21 protein-coding genes and 3 tRNA genes are annotated in these 21,820 nt (G+C 37.5%); 15 read left to right on the forward strand and 9 right to left on the reverse strand.

Translation table 11 applies throughout. From position 1 onward, the window contains the following. Positions 1–20: 20 nt before the first annotated feature. The 4 genes from fis to AC1M9L_RS02025 all read left to right on the forward strand — a co-directional run bounded on the left by fis (position 21) and on the right by AC1M9L_RS02025 (position 4,300). Positions 21–290 carry a DNA-binding transcriptional regulator Fis gene (gene fis / locus AC1M9L_RS02010; protein WP_001086304.1) on the forward strand — a complete coding sequence of 90 codons (270 nt, stop codon included), beginning with the start codon at positions 21–23 and terminating at the stop codon, positions 288–290. Between the two features lie 88 nt (positions 291–378). After that, positions 379–1,953: a bifunctional phosphoribosylaminoimidazolecarboxamide formyltransferase/IMP cyclohydrolase gene (purH, locus tag AC1M9L_RS02015; RefSeq protein ID WP_481591193.1), complete on the forward strand. Its 1,575-nt coding sequence runs from the start codon at positions 379–381 to the stop codon at positions 1,951–1,953. Positions 1,954–2,089: 136 nt separating this feature from the next. Then, the gene (gene purD / locus AC1M9L_RS02020) at positions 2,090–3,373 is read left to right on the forward strand and encodes a phosphoribosylamine--glycine ligase (protein WP_481591194.1); all 1,284 of its coding nucleotides are present in this window, start codon (positions 2,090–2,092) and stop codon (positions 3,371–3,373) included. An 84-nt stretch (positions 3,374–3,457) separates the two neighbouring features. After that, positions 3,458–4,300: a TIGR02391 family protein gene (locus AC1M9L_RS02025; protein WP_051586575.1), complete on the forward strand. Its 843-nt coding sequence runs from the start codon at positions 3,458–3,460 to the stop codon at positions 4,298–4,300. A gap of 181 nt (positions 4,301–4,481) precedes the next feature. On the opposite strand, the gene AC1M9L_RS02030 is transcribed toward AC1M9L_RS02025, so the two are convergent. Beyond that, positions 4,482–5,897, reverse strand: coding sequence for a cytochrome P450 (locus tag AC1M9L_RS02030; protein ID WP_481591195.1), 1,416 nt, complete (start codon positions 5,895–5,897; stop codon positions 4,482–4,484). Between the two features lie 219 nt (positions 5,898–6,116). Here AC1M9L_RS02030 and AC1M9L_RS02035 point away from each other — a divergent pair, with 219 nt between their 5' ends. From AC1M9L_RS02035 to AC1M9L_RS02050, 4 genes are all read left to right on the forward strand, one after another. Then, positions 6,117–7,199: an AraC family transcriptional regulator gene (locus tag AC1M9L_RS02035; protein ID WP_481591196.1), complete on the forward strand. Its 1,083-nt coding sequence runs from the start codon at positions 6,117–6,119 to the stop codon at positions 7,197–7,199. A gap of 363 nt (positions 7,200–7,562) precedes the next feature. Next, on the forward strand, positions 7,563–8,432 hold the full coding sequence (locus tag AC1M9L_RS02040) for a MetQ/NlpA family ABC transporter substrate-binding protein (RefSeq protein ID WP_035267639.1): 870 nt from the start codon (positions 7,563–7,565) through the stop codon (positions 8,430–8,432). Between the two features lie 71 nt (positions 8,433–8,503). Then, positions 8,504–9,529 carry a methionine ABC transporter ATP-binding protein gene (locus AC1M9L_RS02045; RefSeq protein ID WP_179998301.1) on the forward strand — a complete coding sequence of 342 codons (1,026 nt, stop codon included), beginning with the start codon at positions 8,504–8,506 and terminating at the stop codon, positions 9,527–9,529. Then, on the forward strand, positions 9,526–10,221 hold the full coding sequence (locus AC1M9L_RS02050; protein ID WP_481591197.1) for a methionine ABC transporter permease: 696 nt from the start codon (positions 9,526–9,528) through the stop codon (positions 10,219–10,221). Before AC1M9L_RS02045 ends, AC1M9L_RS02050 begins: the two co-directional genes overlap by 4 nt. Positions 10,222–10,261: 40 nt before the next feature. On the opposite strand, the gene AC1M9L_RS02055 is transcribed toward AC1M9L_RS02050, so the two are convergent. Continuing rightward, on the reverse strand, positions 10,262–10,648 hold the full coding sequence (locus AC1M9L_RS02055; protein ID WP_481591198.1) for a DUF4951 domain-containing protein: 387 nt from the start codon (positions 10,646–10,648) through the stop codon (positions 10,262–10,264). Between the two features lie 225 nt (positions 10,649–10,873). On the opposite strand from AC1M9L_RS02055, the gene gloB reads away from it, so the two are divergent. Then, the gene (gene gloB / locus AC1M9L_RS02060) at positions 10,874–11,605 is read left to right on the forward strand and encodes a hydroxyacylglutathione hydrolase (RefSeq protein ID WP_481591199.1); all 732 of its coding nucleotides are present in this window, start codon (positions 10,874–10,876) and stop codon (positions 11,603–11,605) included. A 256-nt stretch (positions 11,606–11,861) separates the two neighbouring features. Further along, complete coding sequence (locus AC1M9L_RS02065; RefSeq protein WP_035267651.1) at positions 11,862–12,065, forward strand: hypothetical protein; 204 nt, start codon at positions 11,862–11,864, stop codon at positions 12,063–12,065. Between the two features lie 155 nt (positions 12,066–12,220). Here the strand turns inward: AC1M9L_RS02065 and AC1M9L_RS02070 are convergent. The 5 genes from AC1M9L_RS02070 to AC1M9L_RS02090 form a co-directional block, all read right to left on the reverse strand. Next, positions 12,221–12,305 (reverse strand) — tRNA-Leu (locus AC1M9L_RS02070). Positions 12,306–12,343: 38 nt separating this feature from the next. Continuing rightward, positions 12,344–12,417, reverse strand: a tRNA-Trp gene (locus AC1M9L_RS02075). 38 nt (positions 12,418–12,455) lie between these two features. Next, positions 12,456–12,540 (reverse strand) — tRNA-Leu (locus AC1M9L_RS02080). 108 nt (positions 12,541–12,648) lie between these two features. Then, positions 12,649–13,497: a protein kinase domain-containing protein gene (locus AC1M9L_RS02085; protein WP_481591200.1), complete on the reverse strand. Its 849-nt coding sequence runs from the start codon at positions 13,495–13,497 to the stop codon at positions 12,649–12,651. Next, positions 13,442–14,986: a DUF3336 domain-containing protein gene (locus AC1M9L_RS02090; protein WP_481591201.1), complete on the reverse strand. Its 1,545-nt coding sequence runs from the start codon at positions 14,984–14,986 to the stop codon at positions 13,442–13,444. Before AC1M9L_RS02090 ends, AC1M9L_RS02085 begins: the two co-directional genes overlap by 56 nt. Before the next feature lie 205 nt (positions 14,987–15,191). On the opposite strand from AC1M9L_RS02090, the gene AC1M9L_RS02095 reads away from it, so the two are divergent. Both AC1M9L_RS02095 and AC1M9L_RS02100 read left to right on the forward strand, forming a co-directional pair. Further along, entirely contained in the window at positions 15,192–16,064 is an 873-nt protein-coding gene (locus tag AC1M9L_RS02095) for an ATP-binding protein (protein WP_481591202.1), read from the forward strand. Between the two features lie 388 nt (positions 16,065–16,452). After that, the gene (locus AC1M9L_RS02100; protein ID WP_481591203.1) at positions 16,453–17,217 is read left to right on the forward strand and encodes a hypothetical protein; all 765 of its coding nucleotides are present in this window, start codon (positions 16,453–16,455) and stop codon (positions 17,215–17,217) included. Here AC1M9L_RS02100 and AC1M9L_RS02105 read toward each other — a convergent pair. Then, positions 17,146–18,024, reverse strand: coding sequence for a LysO family transporter (locus tag AC1M9L_RS02105; protein ID WP_481591204.1), 879 nt, complete (start codon positions 18,022–18,024; stop codon positions 17,146–17,148). The two genes, AC1M9L_RS02100 and AC1M9L_RS02105, sit on opposite strands and share 72 nt — an antisense overlap. Positions 18,025–18,352: 328 nt before the next feature. Here AC1M9L_RS02105 and AC1M9L_RS02110 point away from each other — a divergent pair, with 328 nt between their 5' ends. The 3 genes from AC1M9L_RS02110 (at position 18,353) to AC1M9L_RS02120 (ending at position 20,686) form a co-directional block, all read left to right on the forward strand. Further along, the gene (locus tag AC1M9L_RS02110) at positions 18,353–18,907 is read left to right on the forward strand and encodes a DUF4385 domain-containing protein (protein WP_481589804.1); all 555 of its coding nucleotides are present in this window, start codon (positions 18,353–18,355) and stop codon (positions 18,905–18,907) included. Between the two features lie 152 nt (positions 18,908–19,059). Beyond that, positions 19,060–19,587, forward strand: a complete 528-nt coding sequence (locus AC1M9L_RS02115) for an Ail/Lom family outer membrane beta-barrel protein (protein WP_481591205.1) — start codon at positions 19,060–19,062, stop codon at positions 19,585–19,587. A gap of 151 nt (positions 19,588–19,738) precedes the next feature. Beyond that, positions 19,739–20,686: an aldo/keto reductase gene (locus AC1M9L_RS02120; protein WP_035268736.1), complete on the forward strand. Its 948-nt coding sequence runs from the start codon at positions 19,739–19,741 to the stop codon at positions 20,684–20,686. A 47-nt stretch (positions 20,687–20,733) separates the two neighbouring features. Here AC1M9L_RS02120 and tsaD read toward each other — a convergent pair whose 3' ends face one another. Next, positions 20,734–21,750, reverse strand: coding sequence for a tRNA (adenosine(37)-N6)-threonylcarbamoyltransferase complex transferase subunit TsaD (tsaD, locus tag AC1M9L_RS02125; protein WP_035268741.1), 1,017 nt, complete (start codon positions 21,748–21,750; stop codon positions 20,734–20,736). Positions 21,751–21,820 lie beyond the last annotated feature (70 nt).

A 21,820-nucleotide genomic window follows, 5' to 3' on the forward strand; every position in this document is an offset into this window, starting at 1 on the left:
TGATTCTCGGATTAACTCGCATGAATAGCAAATCTCCTATTTTTACTGCACAATCTGATGTCGCTCTTCGTATTCACGTAGATCGCGCAGTTCGCCATTATTTTGCACAATTGCAAGGCGAGCAACCATCTCAAGTTTATGACATGGTTTTAGCAGAAATGGAGAAACCTCTTTTATCTGTAGTGTTAGAATATACACGTGGCAACCAGACTCGCGCTGCTGAGATTCTAGGCCTTAACCGTGGTACTTTACGTAAAAAGTTGAAAGCTCACGGTTTAATGAGTGAATAAATGATAAAATGCTTGCGGCTTCCGCGGGCATTTTTTTTACCTGCTATTTAGCTTTTTTGTTTTAATTCTTGATAACTGTGACTAAATCATGACTATTAAACGCGCATTAATCTCTGTTTCTGATAAAACAGGCATTGTTGAATTTGCCCAAGACCTTGTTGCTCTAGGGGTAGAAATTTTATCTACTGGCGGTACTTATAAGTTGTTACGTGACAACAATATTGCTGTAGTCGAAGTTTCAGAGCACACTGGTTTCCCAGAGATGATGGACGGACGTGTAAAAACACTTCATCCGAAAATCCACGGTGGTATCTTGGCTCGTCGTGGTCTAGATGAAGCTGTGATGGCTGAACACAACATCGATGCGATCGATTTAGTTGTGGTAAACCTTTATCCATTTGCTGCAACTGTTGCAAAACCTAACTGCTCACTTGCTGATGCGATTGAAAATATCGACATCGGTGGTCCAACGATGGTTCGTGCTGCTGCGAAAAACCATGCGTCTGTAGGTATCGTTGTAAATGCATCTGACTATGCGACTGTAGTTGCTGAGCTTAAAGCTGAAGGCTCACTTTCTTATGCAACTCGTTTTGACTTAGCAGTTAAAGCATTTGAACATACTGCTCAGTACGACGGTATGATCGCATCTTACTTAGGCGCTCGCGTTGGTAAAGAAGACGGTCAAGCTGATAAATTTGCACGTACATTCAATACGCAATTAAATAAAGCTCAAGATTTACGTTACGGTGAAAACCCACATCAATCTGCTGCATTCTATGTTGACCCTGCTGCAACTGAAGCTTCTGTTTCTACTGCTAAACAGTTGCAAGGTAAAGAATTATCTTATAACAACATTGCCGATACTGATGCAGCACTTGAATGTGTTAAATCATTTGCAAAACCTGCATGTGTAATCGTAAAACACGCAAACCCATGTGGCGTTGCAGTCTCTTTAGACGGCATTAAAGCTGCATATGATTTAGCTTATGCAACTGACCCAGAATCTGCATTCGGTGGCATCATTGCATTCAACCGTGAATTAGACGTTGCAACTGCACAAGCTATTGTTGATCGTCAATTTGTTGAAGTGATCATTGCACCAAGCGTTGCTGAAGGCGTATTAGAAGTGACTGGTGCGAAGAAAAACGTACGTGTACTTGTATGTGGCGAATTACCAGCAATTGACGAACGTGCTCCACAAATGGACTACAAACGTGTAAACGGTGGTTTACTTGTTCAAGATCAAGACTTAGGTATGATTACTAAAGATGATCTTAAAGTTGTGACGAAACGTGCCCCAACTGAACAAGAAATTGATGACATGATCTTTGCTTGGAAAGTTGCGAAATACGTTAAATCAAACGCGATTGTGTATGCTAAAAACCGTCAAACGATTGGTGTGGGTGCAGGTCAAATGAGCCGCGTAAACTCTGCTCGTATTGCTGCGATCAAAGCTGAACATGCAGGCTTAGTCGTTGAAGGTGCAGTAATGGCATCTGACGCATTCTTCCCATTCCGTGATGGTATTGATAACGCCGCTAAAGCAGGTATCAAATGTATCATCCAACCGGGTGGTTCAATGCGTGATGAAGAAACGATTGCTGCTGCTGACGAAGCAGGTATTGCAATGGTGTTCACTGGCATGCGTCATTTCCGTCATTAATTAATGGTTCGTGTCATGATGACTTCTCATAAGTCACCTATAACACTGATAAGAGATTTTTAATCTTGCCTAAAGTCCTCTTCTATTCATTTAGTTGAGGACTTTATGTCATTTTCGATTCATGGAGTATGAACCGATGAATATTTTAGTTTTGGGTAATGGCGGTCGTGAACATGCGTTAGCATGGAAAATCGCTCAAGATGAAAAAGTAACTAAAGTTTTTGTTGCACCGGGTAATGCGGGCACAGCAACTGAACCAAAATGTGAAAATGTAGCACTTAACATTTTAGACAACCCTGCCATTATCGACTTTGCAAAAAATAATGCCGTGGATCTGATTGTTGTCGGTCCTGAAGCACCGCTTGTAAATGGTGTAGTCGATGCTTGTCGCGCGGCAGGTGTGAAAATATGGGGTCCTACCCAATTTGCAGCGCAATTAGAAGGCTCTAAAGCATTTGCCAAGCACTTCTTGAAACGTCACAACATCCCAACGGCTTTCTATGACGTGTTTACGGAAGTCGATGCTGCTAAGGCATTTGTTGAGAAAAATGGTGCACCGATCGTAATCAAGGCAGATGGTCTTGCTGCGGGTAAAGGCGTAATTGTTGCGATGACCAATCAAGAAGCATTTGATGCGATTGATGACATGCTTGCAGGCAACAAATTTGGTGATGCAGGTTCACGCGTTGTCATTGAAGAGTTCTTGGCAGGTGAAGAAGCATCTTTCATTTGTATGATTGATGGCGACAACATTTTACCTATGGCAACTTCACAAGATCACAAACGTATCTTTGAAGGTGATCAAGGTCCTAACACTGGTGGTATGGGTGCTTACTCTCCTGCTCCTGTTGTAACGGCTGAAGTTTTTGAAAAAACCATGAATGAAGTGATGCGTCCTACCGTTGAAGGTATGAAAAAAGACGGTCACGTTTATACAGGTTTCTTATACGCAGGTTTGATGATTGATGAACAAGGTCTGCCTAAAGTAATCGAGTTTAACTGTCGTTTTGGTGACCCTGAAACTCAACCGATCATGATGCGTTTGAAATCATCTTTAGTTGATTTAGTTGAAGCAGGTATTGAAGGTAAACTTCCTGCAGAAGCTGAATGGGATGAGCGTAAAACTGTCGGTATCGTGCTTGCCTCGAAAGGCTATCCTGAAACATCAAGCAATGGCGATGTAATTTCAGGTTTAGATACGGAAATGGCAGATGCGAAAGTGTTCCATGCAGGTACGAAAGCCAATGAGAATGGTGACATCGTAACTGCTGGTGGTCGTGTACTTTGCGTGACTGCTCTTGGTAATACCATTGGTAAAGCACAAGCAAAAGCGTTGGAACTTTGCCAAAAAGTGACTTTCGATGGCGTTCAATACCGTAAAGATATTGGCTACCGTGCGATTGCTCGTGAAAATTCTTAATATTAATTTAGATTAATAAAAACCCCGCTAAGTGCGGGGTTTTTTGATATATTCAATTAAATATCAAACAAATACTTTATAAAAATGCGCTTTAATTTATTTAATCAACCATCTGAAGAAATACAATATTTAGGGACACCTCATACGCAAGATTGCATTGAAGCAATTGCCTTAGTTCTACAATTTGAAGAACAAGTTGAACGAGCACTTGTTTTAACTAATGATCACAATCATTGTTTTTTAATTAAAGGTTATCGAACTGTTTATCTCATTAGATATGGCTTTAGATCAGATTATATCTCAGAAGGTTATAAAGGTTTTGTTAAAGCTTTAAAACTATTGCAAAGGCATAAAATTGAAATCAAAGAGCTGCTTATATCAACTAAAGAATTTGAAATCATTAGGCAAAATGCGTTAAGTGATAGTGACGTAGAGTCTTTCTTAAATAGTTCTTATAGACGGACTAACACAATTTATGATTACATTAGCAATTTAGATTTTATGCTTAATGAACCTTTAAAAATAAATGACTATTATCCTAGCGAATTGCCATTAAATTTAATTGACAAGAGAATTATAGATTTAGCTTTTAAGTTTAAATTAGATGCTGATGCATCAATAATGACTGCGTATACTCGATTAGAAGATATTATTCGAGAAAAAATAAATTCGCAAAAATTCTCTAGCTCACTAATGGAAGATGCATTCTGTTCAGACGTAAAAAAAAATAAGTTATCTCCCTTCAAATGGGAGTCAGAAAATGAAGAGTCATCTACGGCTATTGGCAGATTATTTGTGAATACTTTTAAAGCCTATCGTAATCGAAGAGCACACAGTGAAGTAGAAAAATCACTAAATCAACTACAAAGAGAATTTTTACTCATCAATGAACTTTATTTACTAGAAAGTGAAGCGGTCCAAAGATAAAGATCAATCAATATGAAAAATTATATTGAAACCCTTGCCTGATCCTCCGCCAATGGCAAGATGCTGACACCGCCCCATTTATCCAAATTTATATAGCTGCTTGAGTTATAATTTATGATCAAATCCTATCTCTTTTCACGGCACATAAAAACATCCCTCATCTAATATGAGGGATTTTGGACTATTTAGATTCTGACTTTGGATGCAGCTTTACCATCATCTTAGAATATCCACGAACAAAATTAGACTGAACAATTTCAGGTGTTTCAAGCACTTCAATTCTGTCATAACGTTTGAGAATCTCCTCCCAAAGAATAGTCAATTGCATCTCAGCCAAACGACTACCCATACAGCGATGAATTCCATAACCAAATGATAGATGTTTTTTCACATTTTCACGATCAATACGAAATTCATCCGCTTTTTCAAACACAGTTTCATCACGGTTAGCAGACGCATACCACATAACAACTTTGTCACCTTTGCGGATATACTGACCTTTATAAATTAGATCTTGAGTCGCTACACGGCGCATATACGCCAATGGTGTCTGCCAACGAATAATCTCACTAACCATATTAGGCAACAGATCAGGATTATTCTTCAGCTTGTCTAATTCCTGAGGGAACAAATGCATTGCATAAACCCCGCCCGACATCGAGTTACGAGTCGTATCATTCCCGCCTACGATTAATAATGCCAAATTCCCCAGAAACTCTAATGGCCGCTGAATCAGATCCTTTGTTTCATCACTCCGAATAAGCATACTCATCAAGTCAAAGCTTGAAGCCTCACCTGCTTCTATACGTGCAGCCTTATCATGCCAAAGTTGTGACAAATCTCTCACCATCTCTTTTAGACCATCAAAAGTATTTTCAATGGTCATCGTGCCGCCTGTCGTACCTGGGGATGAAGATGCAATTTCAGACCAATAGACCAATTTACGGCGTTCTTCGTAAGGGAAATCTAGCAATGTTGCCAACATTCTTGAGGTCAGCTCAATTGAAACTCGATCTACAAAGTCGCAAGCTTCATTTAAAGGCAAGTGATCAAGTACGTCTTGGGTACGTGTCCGAATCAAGCTTTCCATGTCTTTTAAGTTTTTAGGTACAAAAACCCCCTGCACAGCTTTACGCTGAATATCATGCTTCGGTGGATCCATCGCAATAAACATTTCAAGCTCTAAACCTTGCGGTTGCTCACCCAACATAATGATCGGTTCTGAAGAGAAGAGCTGATGATTTTTATCAACGTACATGACATCTTCGTACTGTGTTATCGACCAAAAAGGACCAAATAAACTGTTTGATTGATAATGTATCGGCGCATCTTTCCGTAATCGCTTAAAAGTATCCTTCCATACACCTTGCTTGTATAAAAAAGGGCTACTGACATCAAGCTCTTGTAAGGGGCAAACATTTGGATCTGGAAGTTGAATTTCTTCAATTTGATCAAAATCAGGATTCTTAAATAGGCTACTTTTTAATTTATGGTATACATGGGCAGCTTTGATGTGATTTTCTAAGGGAATATAGCGAGCGCTAAAATTCACCAAATCTACTCGAACAGCATTCATTTTTTTGACTAAATTATTCATGACAATGTGTCCTATGTGATCTCATCTTTAAATTTATATTCAGCCTTTATTCCATTAAGCTGATGATCTGTGTTTGAGCATAGAATTTAAAAAATACAGAATCAGGTCATTTTTTGACATTAATAAGTCATTTTTTGACATTCTTTTAATTCAAATTAGCAGCTCTAATGAGGCTAGATTTAAGAAAGATCAATATCACGCTATCTGGACTTGAGTATGATGTCTAAAGGAATAGAACATAGCAATCAGGACGATAATGCAATTCGGGCATTGATTCCCTGCGCATATGTCAGAATTATTGCGCAACAATTGGGAGGTGGGCTGCGTGTATTCCCAACTTTATTGAATGGCACATGTCTGACTGCTGAATTTATTCAACAGGAAGATTCCCGGATTTCAGCATCTGATTTTATTCGTATATTTGACAATGCATTGAACATGGCAGATGTTCCCGACTTCGGTTTAGAACTTGGACATCGCCTTAAACCAACGACTCATGGCGCAATGGGCTTTTTGATGCACAGTTGCCCAAACCTTTATGCTGCACTTGAAGCGATTCAACATTATCTACCTACTCGGATTGGATTTGCAGAAGTCATTCTCGAAATGCGTGATCAGCAGATGAATTGTAAAATTCAATTTAATATCGATTGCTCCACCCTTGTATATCAAAGCATGATCGAGTCTTGCATGGTGGTATTTAAAGAGTGTGCTGAATTTATTTTAGGTAAGCCATTAACTGAGGCGAAGTTGCTTTTTAGCTATCCTAAACCTGTTTACCATGCTGCTTATACAAAAATTTTTCAATGTGATTTCGCATTTTCACAATCTTTTGATGGCATTCAGATACCTTTATCTGTGTGTAAAATCCCGAATGCTTCAGCAAGTCAGGAGAACTATCTCATTGCAAAAAAACAATGTGAAAATGTACTTAAGGATCTTCTTACACCCCAAAATACTTACCAATTTCGTGTAAAAAAAATACTGATTGAGCATTTATCAGATCCCAAAAATGAATCTGAGATTGCCGCTTCATTATTCATGAGCAAACGAACCTTAGCTCGTCATTTAGAAAAAGAAGGTTTAACCTTTAAAGAGGTCAAAGATCAGGTGCTTGCACAGCAAAGTGCTTATTTTCTTGAGCATACGCAACTCACGATTGAAACAATTGGTATGCTTCTTAATTATCACGATGCCTCAAATTTCAGACGAGCATTCAAGCGTTGGTTTGGTATGCCCCCTAGCCAATATCGGCAGAAATACAATAATGATCTTACCAAGCAAATTTCTAAATTAAATTAAATCCATATTTTTCATATTGATATATTAAATCATTATAAGGTGTTCGGCTGATAACGGGTCTTTCTAATTTTAAACACTCAAATTATAAGTATGATATTTAAAGTTTATTTATACATTCTCATAAATTGTATATGACGCTTTATGCTAAGCTAGTTCATTAACATCACTATATTGAATAAAAAAAAATTGTTATCATCAACCAACTTTTTTGTTATCAATGCTTAAATAATTGATAGCTAAATACCGAATTATCTCTAACAGATGAATAGCTTGAAGTGCTCTTGAAACAAGGACAGTTCATTTCACTATTCACCTCACTGCATATGTAAGTTGAAGATCGTTTCAACATACTCAGGAAATATCATGAAGAAAATTCTTGGTTTAGTTTTGGGCCTATCAGTGGGTATCGCTGGATGCTCAAAACAAGATGCTCCAGAAACCGCTGCAAACAACACGAATAAAGATTCAGTTCAAACCATTACAATCGCTTCTACAGGTTCAGATGCAGATATCTGGAAGTTCATTGCAAAATTGCCAGAAACTGAAGCTGCAGGTTTAAAGTTAGATGTTAAAAACTTTACTGATTATGTTTCAATGAACACTGCGGTAGCCAATAAAGAGATTGATATCAATGCCTTCCAATCATATGCGTATATGGTTGCATACAATGATGCCAATACTCAAAAAATTGCGCCATTATCTACGACTTATCTTGAGCCAATGGGGATTTACTCAAGCAAAGTTAAAAATTTAAATGATTTCAAAACAGGTTCGACCATTGCAATTCCAAACGATGGTGCTAATGAATCACGTGCCCTTTTATTATTGCAATCTGCTGGTTTAGTAAAGTTAAAACCTCAATTTGACAATGTCAAAGGCACTACTTCTGATGTAACTGAGAATCCTAAACAAATCACCATCAAACCGATTCAAATGGCAACTGCGGTACGTGTGAAAGATGAAGTGGATGCCATTGTATTAGGCAACACCTTAGCAATGGAAGGTGGTTTGAACGTATTAAAAGATGCGATCTACTACGAGCCAATCGATCAAAGTACAAAAATGAATGTGAATGTACTGGCTGTAGCTGAAGGCCGTCAGAATGATCCTGTATTGCAAAAGGTAGGTCAGCTATATCATACAGATGCGGTTAAGCAATATGTGAAAGAGAACTTTGGTGGCACTAAAGTTAATGTTGATAAACCAACGACATATCTCACAGAAGCTCAATAACTCTAGACTTCTGTATTTTTAACAGGCAAATTTAATTTGCCTGTTTTTCATTTTTAATAGTTCTTGACGTTATGATTGAATTTAAAAATATTAGTAAACATTATCAGCTTAAAGGCCAAACTATTCACGCCTTAGACAATATTAATCTGACGATTCCAGATGGAAGTATCTTCGGAATTATAGGCTATAGTGGTGCAGGTAAAAGTACACTGATCCGTTTGATCAATTTACTAGAAAGACCCAATCAAGGTCAAATGATCATCCACGGTCAAGATTTCACTGCTTTGAGCGCTTCAAAATTACGTCAAGAACGCGCCAATATTGGTATGATTTTCCAGCATTTCAATTTACTACAAACCAAAACCGTTGCAGCCAATATTGAAATGCCAATGAAACTCCTTGGCTGGAGTAAAGCTGAGCGTCTAAAACGCTTAGATGAGCTACTTGAGTTTATCGATTTAAAACATAAACGCGATGCTTTTCCAGATGAGCTTTCTGGTGGTCAAAAACAGCGTGTAGGTATCGCTCGGGCACTTGCCAATCATCCAAAAATTCTACTCTGTGACGAAGCAACATCAGCGCTTGATCCTCAAACGACAAAGTCTGTACTTGCCCTTTTGAAAAAAATTAATCAAGAGCAAGGAATCACCATTGTTATGGTTACGCATGAAATGGATGTTATTGAGTCGATTTGCGACTTTGTTGCAGTTATGGAGCAAGGCAAAGTGATTGAACACGGCAGTACTCTCGATATCTTTAGTCAACCTCAACACCCGACGACCAAAACATTTATTCAAACTGTTTTACAGCAGCAGTTACCTATCAATATTTTAAATAACTTAGAAAATCAAAATCACCACAGTATTTATAGCTTGCAGTTCTTAGGTACTTCAGCACAAGAAACTGTTGTACAAGCTGCCATCAAACGATTTGATATTAGTCTCAATATTTTATTTGCCAACATGACCGAAATTAATGGCGCTGTGATTGGACAAATGTTTGTGCAATTACTGGGTGATCCAGACATTATTCAAGAAACCATCAGCTTTTTCCAACAACATGGCGTTAAAGTTGAGCAATCAGGAGTACGTGCATGAGAGATATGATTGTTCAATGGCTAACAGAAATTACTGAACCTTTTTGGAAAAGCTCACTTTCAATTGATCAATTTGTGACAGCCCTGCAAGAAACTTTTCATATGGTTTTCTTTGCAATGCTATTCGGTACGATTTGGGGTTTAATTCAAGGGATAACCCTACTTGTTACACGACCAAACGGGATTTTAGCCAATCGTGTGATTTACTATGGATTAAACCCTATTGTGAATGCATTACGTTCCCTCCCGTTTATTATCCTCCTGATCGCGGTTATTCCACTGACAAAAATGATTGTGGGTACTTCTATTGGGACATGGGCAGCTATTGTTCCTTTAACCATTTATGTAGGACCTTATATTGGTCGTCTGGTTGAAACTTCACTCCTTGAAGTCAATGAAGGTATCGTGGAGTCAGCGCAAGCTATGGGCGCAACACCCCTGCAAATTATTTTCAAATTTATTCTGCCTGAGGCACGTAGCTCTCTCATTCTCAATTTAACTACAGCTGCAATCAGCTTAATTGGTGCAACAGCCATGGCTGGCGCTGTCGGTGCAGGTGGCATTGGTGATCTTGCGATCTCCTATGGTTATCAACGCTTTGATACCAGTGTCGTTATACTCACCGTTATTGTGCTTTTAGTATTAGTTCAATTGGTGCAAATGTCAGGTGAAAAACTCGCCAAAATGCGATAGTAAATTTAAAAAAAGATCTCAACTGAGATCTTTTTTAATATCAATCCATCCAGAGTGAAGCGATTTTTTCCATTAATTGCGCACGTAACGGCGCAGTTGGATTGCATGGATTACGCTTTGCTTCATGCTTATAAAACGCTTGCCATTCGCGTATCATTTCCAAACTAACACCTTGAGCTTTAAACTGATGGATGTCTTGCTTAGATACACTTTCTAAGCGTGCTTGAGCACCTTCTGGCCCTGTTGCCCAACCAATAACTCCTTGCCCAAAACTCGGAAGGCTCATTTGGTTGGGTGTTTGAGGAACCGCTTTACGTTCGATTGTCTCATTGACCTTACAGCTGCTTGGACGCTCGTATAATTGAGACTTTTGCAGTTGACCAACTTGAGAGTTCTGCATACAACCAAAAAGAACAATCGAACTCATCACTGCGCTGATGCAAGCACTCAATCTCACTTTTATCATCATTTACTTTTTACTCGAAATTAGTTCATCAGATCAGACAATCTTAAGCTAACAACAATGCACCTCATCAAATTCGAAATCAATATTTACAATACATCGCTGTTTAAAATTTGGGTGAATTTTACAATTTGATAAGCTTGATCTAGGATGAGATCAAATAAGTCACATGCTTTAGGATCGTTTAGGATGCGTTATCAAGTTCGCGTAATTGATGTTAACAATGCACTACAAAACTATATATGGATTATTGAAGATACTGAAACCCAAGAAATTGCAGTGGTAGACCCTACAGAAGCCAATTTGGTGGTCAACTATTGTGACTCGAATGGTTTAACACTTAAGCAAATATGGCTTACCCACTGGCATAAAGACCATATTGGTGGTGTACCAGAGTTAATCGCGGAAAAAAATATTGAAGTTTATGGTCCACGCGAAGAATTATCTAAAATTCCATTTATCAGCTGTCCACTTAATCATGATGATGAATTTTATTTTAATGACTTAAAGCTTGACGTCATCGCTGTTCCTGGCCACACCTTAGGTCATATCGCAATATTTGCAGATGAAATCGACAGTTTATTCTGCGGAGATACCTTATTTGCAATGGGATGCGGACGCCTTTTTGAAGGAACGGCTGAACAAATGTATCAATCACTTAACCGACTGTCAGCACTCCCTCCAAGAACTCAAGTCTACTGTACCCATGAATACACGCTCTCAAATGCTCAATTCGCTTTACAAGTAGAACCTGAGAATAAGGCACTGCAAGAACGATTTGAGCAAGTTCAGAAACTTCGAGATCAAAATCAAATAACCTTACCTTCCACCATTGAAATTGAACTTGAGACCAATCCTTTCTTGCGCGTCAACAGTGCTGAAGAATTTAAACGTATTCGAGAAATGAAAGATAATTTCTAAATTTAGCATTATCTATTCAAATTACAGGTGTTTATTACTGAGCGACATTCGCTCAGTTTTTTTATCCCTTTCAGATAAAATTTTCTATTCTTTACTTCAACACTTCATAAAAAATTGATCAAATTTCTTCTTTCAATCGCATGAAATATATACATTTTTATTAAATTACAATAAATTTACATTAATTTATGGTCAAGCCCTTTAAAAAGACCATCATTAACCTTATTAATATTTCATTAGTCAAAGGAGTTGTCTCATGAAGAAAGTGGTCAAAGCAAAAAATTTAATTGCATTCAGAATTTGGTTAGAAAAATTAGGTTATTCCGTTCGAAATTTAAAGGATAACCAAGGCTTCACTTTCAGCTTTAAAAAAGAATATGGTTTAGTGACATGTGACTTATCTGGAAATACTCTTGCAATGCAATTAGGTGAAGAATTCGAGGATCACTTAAAAGCTTAATCTCACCTTAATTCAACGGAATGAATACTAAATAGATCATCTAAATATTAACATCGCCTCTTTGTAGGCGATTTTTTTATATTTATATATTTCAGTCTGTTTTTATATAAAAATATAGGCAATAAAAAAGCAAGGTATCAAACCTTGCCTTAATATGGTGGGGACGGAGAGACTCGAACTCTCACACCTTGCGGCGCTGGAACCTAAATCCAGTGCGTCTACCAATTTCGCCACGTCCCCTTTGAATACTCAATCATATTACTGAGCTTCATAAAACTTGGCAGAGGATCAAGGATTCGAACCTTGACGAACGGTTTTGGAGACCGTCATGCTACCATTACACCAATCCTCTATTTCACCTACTTCGGTCGTTCCACCTAGTAAATTACTTGGTGGGGACGGAGAGACTCGAACTCTCACACCTTGCGGCGCTGGAACCTAAATCCAGTGCGTCTACCAATTTCGCCACGTCCCCGATGGCTGTGTATATTATAGAGATCATTATCTCATGACAAGCCCTTTTTTTGAAAAACCTTATTGTTTGACTAAATATAAAACAATTATCCATTTTACTGGTTTTTCTTTAAACAAATTCGCTTAATATCTGTTTTAATTGATAAATATTGTCCAATCTTTGTGATTTATTTTTCATCAACATCTGCTGGAGTACTGGTGTTAAGTCAGAAAAAGGCCTAATAATTTCAACTTTTAATTGCTGACAATGCCATTTTGCCCAATCTATATAGCTTTTTTTACGGATTGAGTACTGATTTAACCATTCTAACCAAATAATACCGAGTGCATATATATCTGATGCTTGTGATTTTGACTCACCATGAAACAACTCAGGCGCCATATACCTCGGTGTTCCATGCGTAGAAACTTGAGGATGGCACTCAAAGTGAAACATCTGTTCAAAATCAATTAATTTGGGTTGACCATTCAATATTCTAAAATGTTCTCTTTTGAGATCTGCATGGACCAATCCTTGCTCATGAATCGATAGTAATGCATCTAGACTATGTAATAATAAATTGACCACATTTGAAAACTCATTGTGTGGGAAGGTCTGCATTTGAATATAGACAGAATTTTCTACTTCAAATAACGGCGCCGCATTTTCTATCAGAATCAATGATGAAGAATCATGTTTTGATATACGTGTATTGAATCTTCTGTTTTCGTCATACACGATCTCAAACGGCACTAAGATCTTTGAAGAGCGAGTACTGAGTGATTGGTAGTGTTTTATCTCATTGTCAAACCACTGCTCATGCTGTGAACTGATACCCTGCTGTTGTCGCTTAACCCAATACGTTTGGTCGTCTATTTCGATACAATAAATTAGACGACCATACTGCTGACTTTGTTCAGAATTAACTGGTTGCCTGAGCAGAGGCTGAATGGTTTGCCACTGTAGATTTTTTTTCAAGAGATTCATTTTGCTGTTTCAGTTGCGTCAGCATATCCAAACAGTGTTCAATGGTTTTTCCTATACGCGCATGTGTTTCAATACTGGACAGTTTTGACCAAGTTGCCCGTTCCCCTTCTCTTTGAAGGACTTTAAACAAATGAGGTCGCGGATTTTGTAACATATAATGATAATGTCGCAGACTATAATTACCTACAATATTTAAATCACCATAATAACGCTGATCAACAATACCATAACCGTGATCCAATAGTCGTCTAATCGTCGGCACACTGCCCATTCGGTCACGAGTGAAATTCATGACATCCATCGCAATCGTTTTACCATGTTTACGCACTAAACGTTGCGGCCAGCTGAGCAGATCTGTTCTAAAACGCTCCGCATCACTTTGCATGAATGGCACAATATGTGGATTCACCTGACTGGCAATGGTGTAATTAATATTGTAGAGGCGAGCCATTTTCTCTTGTGGGAAATCACTTCTTACACTGCCATCCACCCAACGAATACTTGCCAAGTATGGTGTATGCACCCCATCATAACGCTTACTGGTCAGTCGAACTGGAGGAAATAAGATAGGAACGGCGCATGATGCCAATACTGCACTCCATACCAGTAAATCTGGCGCAGTATATTTATTCATGATACGAGCATCTTCCTGAGCGACATCATAAGGTGCGACACTGATATTAATATCAAGTCCAGACTTTTCATACGCTTCTTGAAATGTTAAGTCCCCTAAATTTTCCACTAGAAATTTCTTAAGATATCGCACATCAGCAATACCACCATTTCCTCTAAGCAACTCTTTTAAACTTCTGAAATGGAATGCCTCGCTATAAAAGCTCTCTCCTGTCAGCAGCTGATCAATATCTTTTTGATCAGAAACGCCTAACATCGCCGTCATTAACGCACCAGCACTCGAACCTGATAAAACTTTCGGCATCAAATCTTGTTCCATCAGCGCCTTACACACGCCTGTATGAAACAAACCTAATGAGGCCCCACCCGAAAACATCATTGCTGGTTGACCATAGGTCAGTTGACAATTTTTAAAAAAATCAAATTTTTCTTGATGTGTCAAACCTGAACATTCATCCGAAGCGATATAAATTAAACTCTGTGAAACCTCTTCGATATAGTCCTCAATAAGTTTTTTAGTGCCAATATATGTTTGTGTGAACAGCATAGGATGACCAATATTGGCGACATCATGACTCAAGCCTTCTCGCAAAATATAGATAAGATCAAACACACGATGATTCAGCTTGTAACGGCGTAAGAGATTTAAACGATGCGATATAATTTCAGCATCAAAATAGGGTGAAGTATTATCAAACTTCCATTCCTGAGCGCCCGTCTCCTCATCCAGCTTTAAGGCAATGTCTCTCCACTCTTCATAGCTCTCCACACGTTCAAGCTCATGTTGCATTTTTTTAATTCGATACGCTTGATGCGGATTAATTTGACTACGAGTGCCTAAAATCATTGAGCTAGTCCTTTGATTTTTATTAATTCAATTAGTTTTGTTCAGTTTTTAAACTATGCAAAAAAAGCAGAAAATAATCAACTTAATAAAATTTATTTCTTGTATCGACCAGTCACCATAGATTTATCCCTTAGATCAGTTCACTTCGCTGTCGTCATCATGTAGATTAAACTTGATTTTATTGAATTGTATTTCACAAACAACTATGGCGACTCTAGAACTACCAGATCAACTGTTAACAAAAATTTCTCAACTTATTGACCAACTTAATCACACATTATCTGAACCGAGTCAGGAAATTGATTTCTCAGCACTAGGATACAAATGGCAAAATAAACGGCTGATCCCCATTCAAAAACCTAAAATAATTCATCTTGATGATTTAAAAGGTATCGAAAAACAAAAAGAAAAAATATTGCAAAACACTGAACAATTTTTACAAGGTTTACCTGCAAACGATATTTTATTGACTGGATCTCGTGGAACCGGAAAATCATCTATCGTAAGATCTTTACTGTCAAAATATGCTGACCGTGGTTTACGCATCATTGAAATTGAGCGTGATAATCTGTCAGACCTACCAGAAATACAAAAAATTATTGAAGGTCGTCCCGAAAAATTCATCGTGTATTGTGATGACTTAGCCTTTAATGCTGAAGACGAAAATTATCGTAGTTTAAAAAGTGTGTTAGATGGTTCACTAGAGTCAGGTTCTGGCAACTTTATTATTTATGCGACCAGTAACCGCCGCCACCTACTCCCAGAATTTATGCATGAAAACACCCCGATCACTAAAGTGGACGTGCCTCAATATACTGAATTACATCCGCAAGAAGCGATCGAAGAAAAAATCTCATTGTCTGATCGTTTTGGTCTTTGGCTTTCATTCTACCCGATGGATCAAAATCTTTATTTAGAGATTGTAGAGCACTATTTAAAAAAATCTGGTATTGAAATGACACCTGAAGTACGTGCTGAAGCGCTACGTTGGTGCCAAGCCAGAGGTCAACGCTCAGGTCGTTCTGCATTCCAATTTTCAAAACATTGGATCGGCTCTACTCAATTAAAGCGTGATTAAGCATTTACATCAGCTTCTGCAATAAGAAACTAAGATGGAATAACGTCTTAGTTTCTCGACTTTCACTCTTTAAGCTAATTTATTAGCTTTTATTACGATAAAAGTTAATAAATTATTCATGAATAATTATAAAGATAAAATTAATAATTTAACTCAGTGCTCTCTATCAACATCAAAAAATCTTAAATAAAAAAATCTCAAATATTACTTTAAATTATTGTTTTAAATAAAATTTATTAACCAAATAAGAATTAAAAAAATAATTTAAATTTAATACAATATAACATAACAACAATTTCTTGTTTTTCAAAGAAATTAATGTAATCCAAACTTAACAATTCAAAAATAGTATGAGGGACGCAAATAATTATAGAAAAAGGCTGCATCCATGCTTCAAATTAAAAAATATAGTAACCAACATACACAATTCCCAGAAGTTCAAAATATATTAAAAACGCTTCATCAAGCGATCTTCATGACACCAGAGGGTTGTGATTTGAATGACATTGCTCAAGCCTATGCCCCTGATGATGCTGCAAGCAAACGGGTTTTGATCTATTTTGATGAAGAAAAACCTGTTGGATTTTTATGTATGCAACGTTATGAAGTCAAAAAGAATGACAAGACAATGAATGTTTTTCGTGGTCAAGCAGGTCTTCTTAGCGCCTATCGAAAATCAAATCTGTTAAAATTCCAATACATTTATTTCATTATTTCTCAAATGCTCCGCCACCCAGCACCATCGTATTTTTTTGCTGTGTGTTTACATCCCTCAAGTTATCGTGCAATTACACGATATGCTTTCAAAAAAAATACATGGCCTACTCGCTTAAACCTCGATAACAATACAGAAATGCAAGACCTTTGCACCCTATTCTCTCAGCAATTCAATTATCAACTTTCAAAATCTGGCCATGTTTTTATTTATAACGATGGCCTTGGAGGAACACGCGGTTGTAAGCATGAACACGATAACATGAATGAGGATGCTGCATTTTTTTTGAATCACAATGCCGGATATATCAATGGTGATGGTATGTTAGTGATTGCTAAAATTACTGTCTTTGAGGTGTTTTACCGTTTAACTTGTCACACTTTGGGTAAAATGAATCGCAATAAATATATTCAATGGACAAAACAGCGACAACAATAGTCCCGCTTTAAACGCATCTAGCACATATTGCTCACCACAATGTTGCTTAATCATCGGTAAGAATGCATCACAGGACAGTACACCTGTGGTGCTAATTGCTGCTTGTGGTTGATGTCTTCCAAAAAGCTGTAGAAAAATGATGGAAAACATCCCTCGAATCATATCCACAATTAAAGCTTGAACTGCCAATAAGGGATTTAGTTTTTGTGAAATCATCGCAGCAGACAGACTTGCCCAACCGAATCCAGAAAGCAATACAGCACTTTCCTTCCAAATTATCAGCATAAAGCAGGCAAATATTGTATTTGCCAAAACCATTATGATTGGGAGTTTTAAATCATGCCATTGCAATGTTTTGATATTAAAGGCTGATATAAAAACTCCGATCAAAAATAGAATAATGTAGATAAGAACGTTTTGAATACTTAAAGCTATTTGCTCATCTATTAAATCCATTCGATAAGTGAAGATTCCTCCCACAAAAACCAAACTAAGCAAAAGATACACTGTCAATATTTTAATGATATCCTTAATTTGGATTGTTTTACGTTTGCTGTTTTCCTGCTGTTTCTTCTTATAAAATAGTGAACTAAACCAGTAAGTAAATGTGCATACCCCGAGTGCGAGAATAACTAGCTTGCTCAAAACAGCTCTAGGATTTTCTAATGCGAGTAGGTTTGGCGCTGCGTAAACAGTGCAAAAAAATATAAATAAAATCAGGGCTAAAAAAAATACTTGTTCAATGTACTTGTTGGGATGAAATTTACGACCATATAGATAGCCAAAAATGATGATGATAAGATCCAATCAGACTTCCAAAATTATTTTTATACGTATCGCTTAGATTAATTCATAGATATAAAACTTATATGACAAAATGTTTCTTATAGAGCATCGTCATGTCTAATCATTTGTGTCTGCTAGATTTTAAGTCTAAAACTTAATTTCGCCCCGCTATCGTCCATAGTCTAATTCGTTGTTTTGATTTCTAATACAGTTCAATTTCAATCTTTCACGTGTTTAGCACATCTCTTTAAAACAACTAATCACATTTTTAAAATATCACTCACAATTCTATAATCGTTTTTCATTTGAGATCACCTAATATATTTTTAAAACTACAAAAGAGAATGTGATGGCTTACAATCATAAAGACCTCGATAACATCCCACGTAGAAGCTCTCGTGTTAACTCTCAAAGTTTTGATTACTCTTTGGACTTTAAAAAAATTAATTTCAGAGAGAGACCGGAACTCTATCGAATTGGTCGTGGTGAACAGGGTGTATTACTCGTCGAACCCTACAAATCTGAAATTCTACCTTTTTGGAAATTTGCAGATGAAGATAAAGCTAGAGAGAGTTCTAATAAGATTTATCAACTCTTTCTTGAATATTTAGCAGTCGATGATTTTGTCGGTGCAGATATGGCTCGTAAATTTTTACAAATGGGTTATACCCGAGCGAGACGTTATGCCAACCATAAAGGTGGAAAAAAATATAAAGGTCCTGTACCTAATGACAAAAAAGGTTTAAGTGGTGCTCACGGGCGTGAAGAACTACCTCGCCAACAAGAAGACGCTATTAAGGCTGCAGCAGCACGAATTTTTAAAGTGAAATGGGATGAAGCTAAACAGCATTCCCACTATATTGCATTAAAAGAACGATTTAAAAACTCAATTGCGAGTCAATAAATACATTCTCACACCATTTATAATACAAATAAAATTATTTGTTTAGTTTTTATTTACAATAATAAAATAGACAGTACAATAAAGTTTGCCAAAAAATGATCGCCATTTTTAGCATTTAATGATAAATAAATCACAAATAATGAGCATGCGCCATGATAACTAAATTTTTAAAATTGAGTTTAATCCTCTCGATGACCACTTTAACAACGACAACTTTTGCCCAACAACACACCGTTTCATTGGGTTATGCTCAGTCTGAAATTGAAAATGCGTTTGATATTCGTGGTGTTCACGCTCAATATCGCTATGAACTCGAGACTCCTTTAAGCGTTATGGCAACAATGTCGTATCAAACTGGTGATGAAACTTGGATTGAACCAGGTGAACGCCAAGATACAGATGTAAAGCATTTTTCTTTGCTAGCAGGCCCTGCATATCGTCTTAATGAGAATTTCAGTGTTTATGGTGTTGTCGGGATCGCGCATTCAAAAGTTGAAAGCTCATATCGCGCCTTGAACATATACGAAAACATGGATCTAAGTGAAACAGCGTTTGCATATGGTGTTGGTATTAATATTAATCCTGCTCCGCAATATGCGATCAATATCGGTTATGAAGGTACTAAAGTTGATGGGGCTAAATTTGATGGGTTCAACATCAGCGCAGGTTATCGTTTCTGATTCTGCTTGAATACATAGAGAATTAATAAGAGGCTTTTTGCCTCTTTTTTGTCAAAATCATTGGATAATGTTTATACATTATTTGGATAGCGATAAATAGACAAATCCTATATAGCTAGAGTAAGTCTTATTATTCTACTTAGGATGTTTCATGCAAAAAAGAAAACTTGGACAAACTGATTTATTCATCGCACCCATCGTATTCGGAGGAAATGTATTCGGTTGGACGGTTGATGAAAAACAAAGTTTCAAAATTTTAGATGCACTGTATGAGCGTGGATTTAACACCATTGATACAGCAGACTTCTATTCCATTTGGGCACCAGGCAATCATGGTGGCGAGTCAGAAACAATCATTGGTAATTGGTTAAAACAAAATCCAAGTAAACGTGAAGACATCGTGCTATTTACTAAAGTCGGTTTAGATATGGGGATTCCCGGCCATCAAGGTTTATCTGAACGATGGATTATGCAAGCAGTTGAAGACTCACTTAGTCGTTTAAAAACAGATTATCTTGATCTTTATTTTGCACACTGGCCTGATGAAAACACACCTCATGAGGAAACATTATCAGTATTTTCAAAGCTCAAAGATCAAGGAAAAATTCGCGCCTATGGCACTTCTAATTTTTCAGCTGATCAATTAGACGCTTCTATTCAAGCTGCACAAAAGATTGGTGTGCAACATTATCAGGTTCTTCAACCTGAATATAATCTTTACGATCGCGATGTATTCGAACAAACACTGCAACCCATTTGTGAACGCCATCAAATTGGTGTAGTAAGTTTTTATAGTCTGGCTAGTGGATTTCTATCTGGGAAATATTCGTCATTAGACAATATTCAAGGGCGTCAACGTGCAGATACGCTTGTAAAATATTTTGATGAGCGAGGCTTAAACCTTTTAGATAAGCTCAGAGAAGTGGCATCGCGCCACAATGCGGCACCTGCTGAGGTAGCTTTGGCTTGGTTACTTGCGCAAAAGCATATTTCAGCACCAATCGCCAGTGCAACAAACCTTGAACAAATTACCCAATTTTCAAATGCAGTTAATCTTCAACTCTCACCAGAAGACATGCAAATTCTTTCAATAGTGTAAATATAAAAAAAGAGGCTATAAGCCTCTTTTTTCTCGTGACCAAACATCTATGCTTCAGTAGGTTTTTTGAGTTCCGTCATCGGCCAACGTGGCGTCGTTGTCACGGCTAAGCCATCATGCTGTCCTGCTTTTAAGCGTTGATATCCAGCAAAAGCAATCATGGCGCCATTATCCGTACATAAAGCTGGTTCAGCATAATATACTTGAGCTTTTATTTTAGCTAAATCTGCTTCAAGACGTTCACGAAGACGCTTATTGGCACTCACACCACCAGCAATGACCAAACGCTTAAGACCAGTTTGCTTTAATGCTTTAACTGATTTTTTGACCAATGTATCAACAATAGCCTCTTGAAAACTCGCAGCAATATCAGCGTCTCGGTTTTCATCACCTAATTTTTTCATTTGGACAGAAACTGCTGTTTTTAAGCCACTAAATGAAAACTCCAAACCTTGATGCAACATAGGACGTGGAAATTCAAAAGCAGTGGCATCACCATGTTCAGCAAGTTTAGAGATATTTGGACCGCCTGGATAAGGCAACCCCATCATCTTAGCAACCTTATCGAATGCTTCACCCGCTGCATCATCGATCGACTCACCTAAGATTTCATAATGACCAATATCATATGCCGCCATTAATTGTGTATGCCCACCCGAGACCAACAAAGCGACAAACGGAAATTCCGGTGGAGTAGCTGATAAAAGAGGCGCCAACATATGCCCTTCCATATGATGCACACCAATCGCTGGTTTATTTAACGCAAATGCAAGCGTACGACCAAATAATGCTCCAGTCATGAGTGCACCCATTAGGCCTGGACCACGTGTATAAGCCACCGCATCAATCTCAGATTTTTTGATTTGACTTTCTTCAAGCAATTGATTGATTAAAGGAATTAATTTACGAACATGATCGCGGGATGCCAATTCAGGTACCACTCCACCATATTCAGCATGCAATTTAATCTGACTATATAACACCTGTCCTCTTAAGCCGACTTCGCTGTCATAGAGTGCGAGACCAGTTTCATCACACGACGTTTCTAAGCCTAAAACGATCATTAAATTGCCTTTAACCCATTTCAAAATATTGCTAAAGCTATTATAGACTTGTGATATGAGATGTAAATGA

Source organism: Acinetobacter sp. ANC_7511, assembly GCF_056779975.1.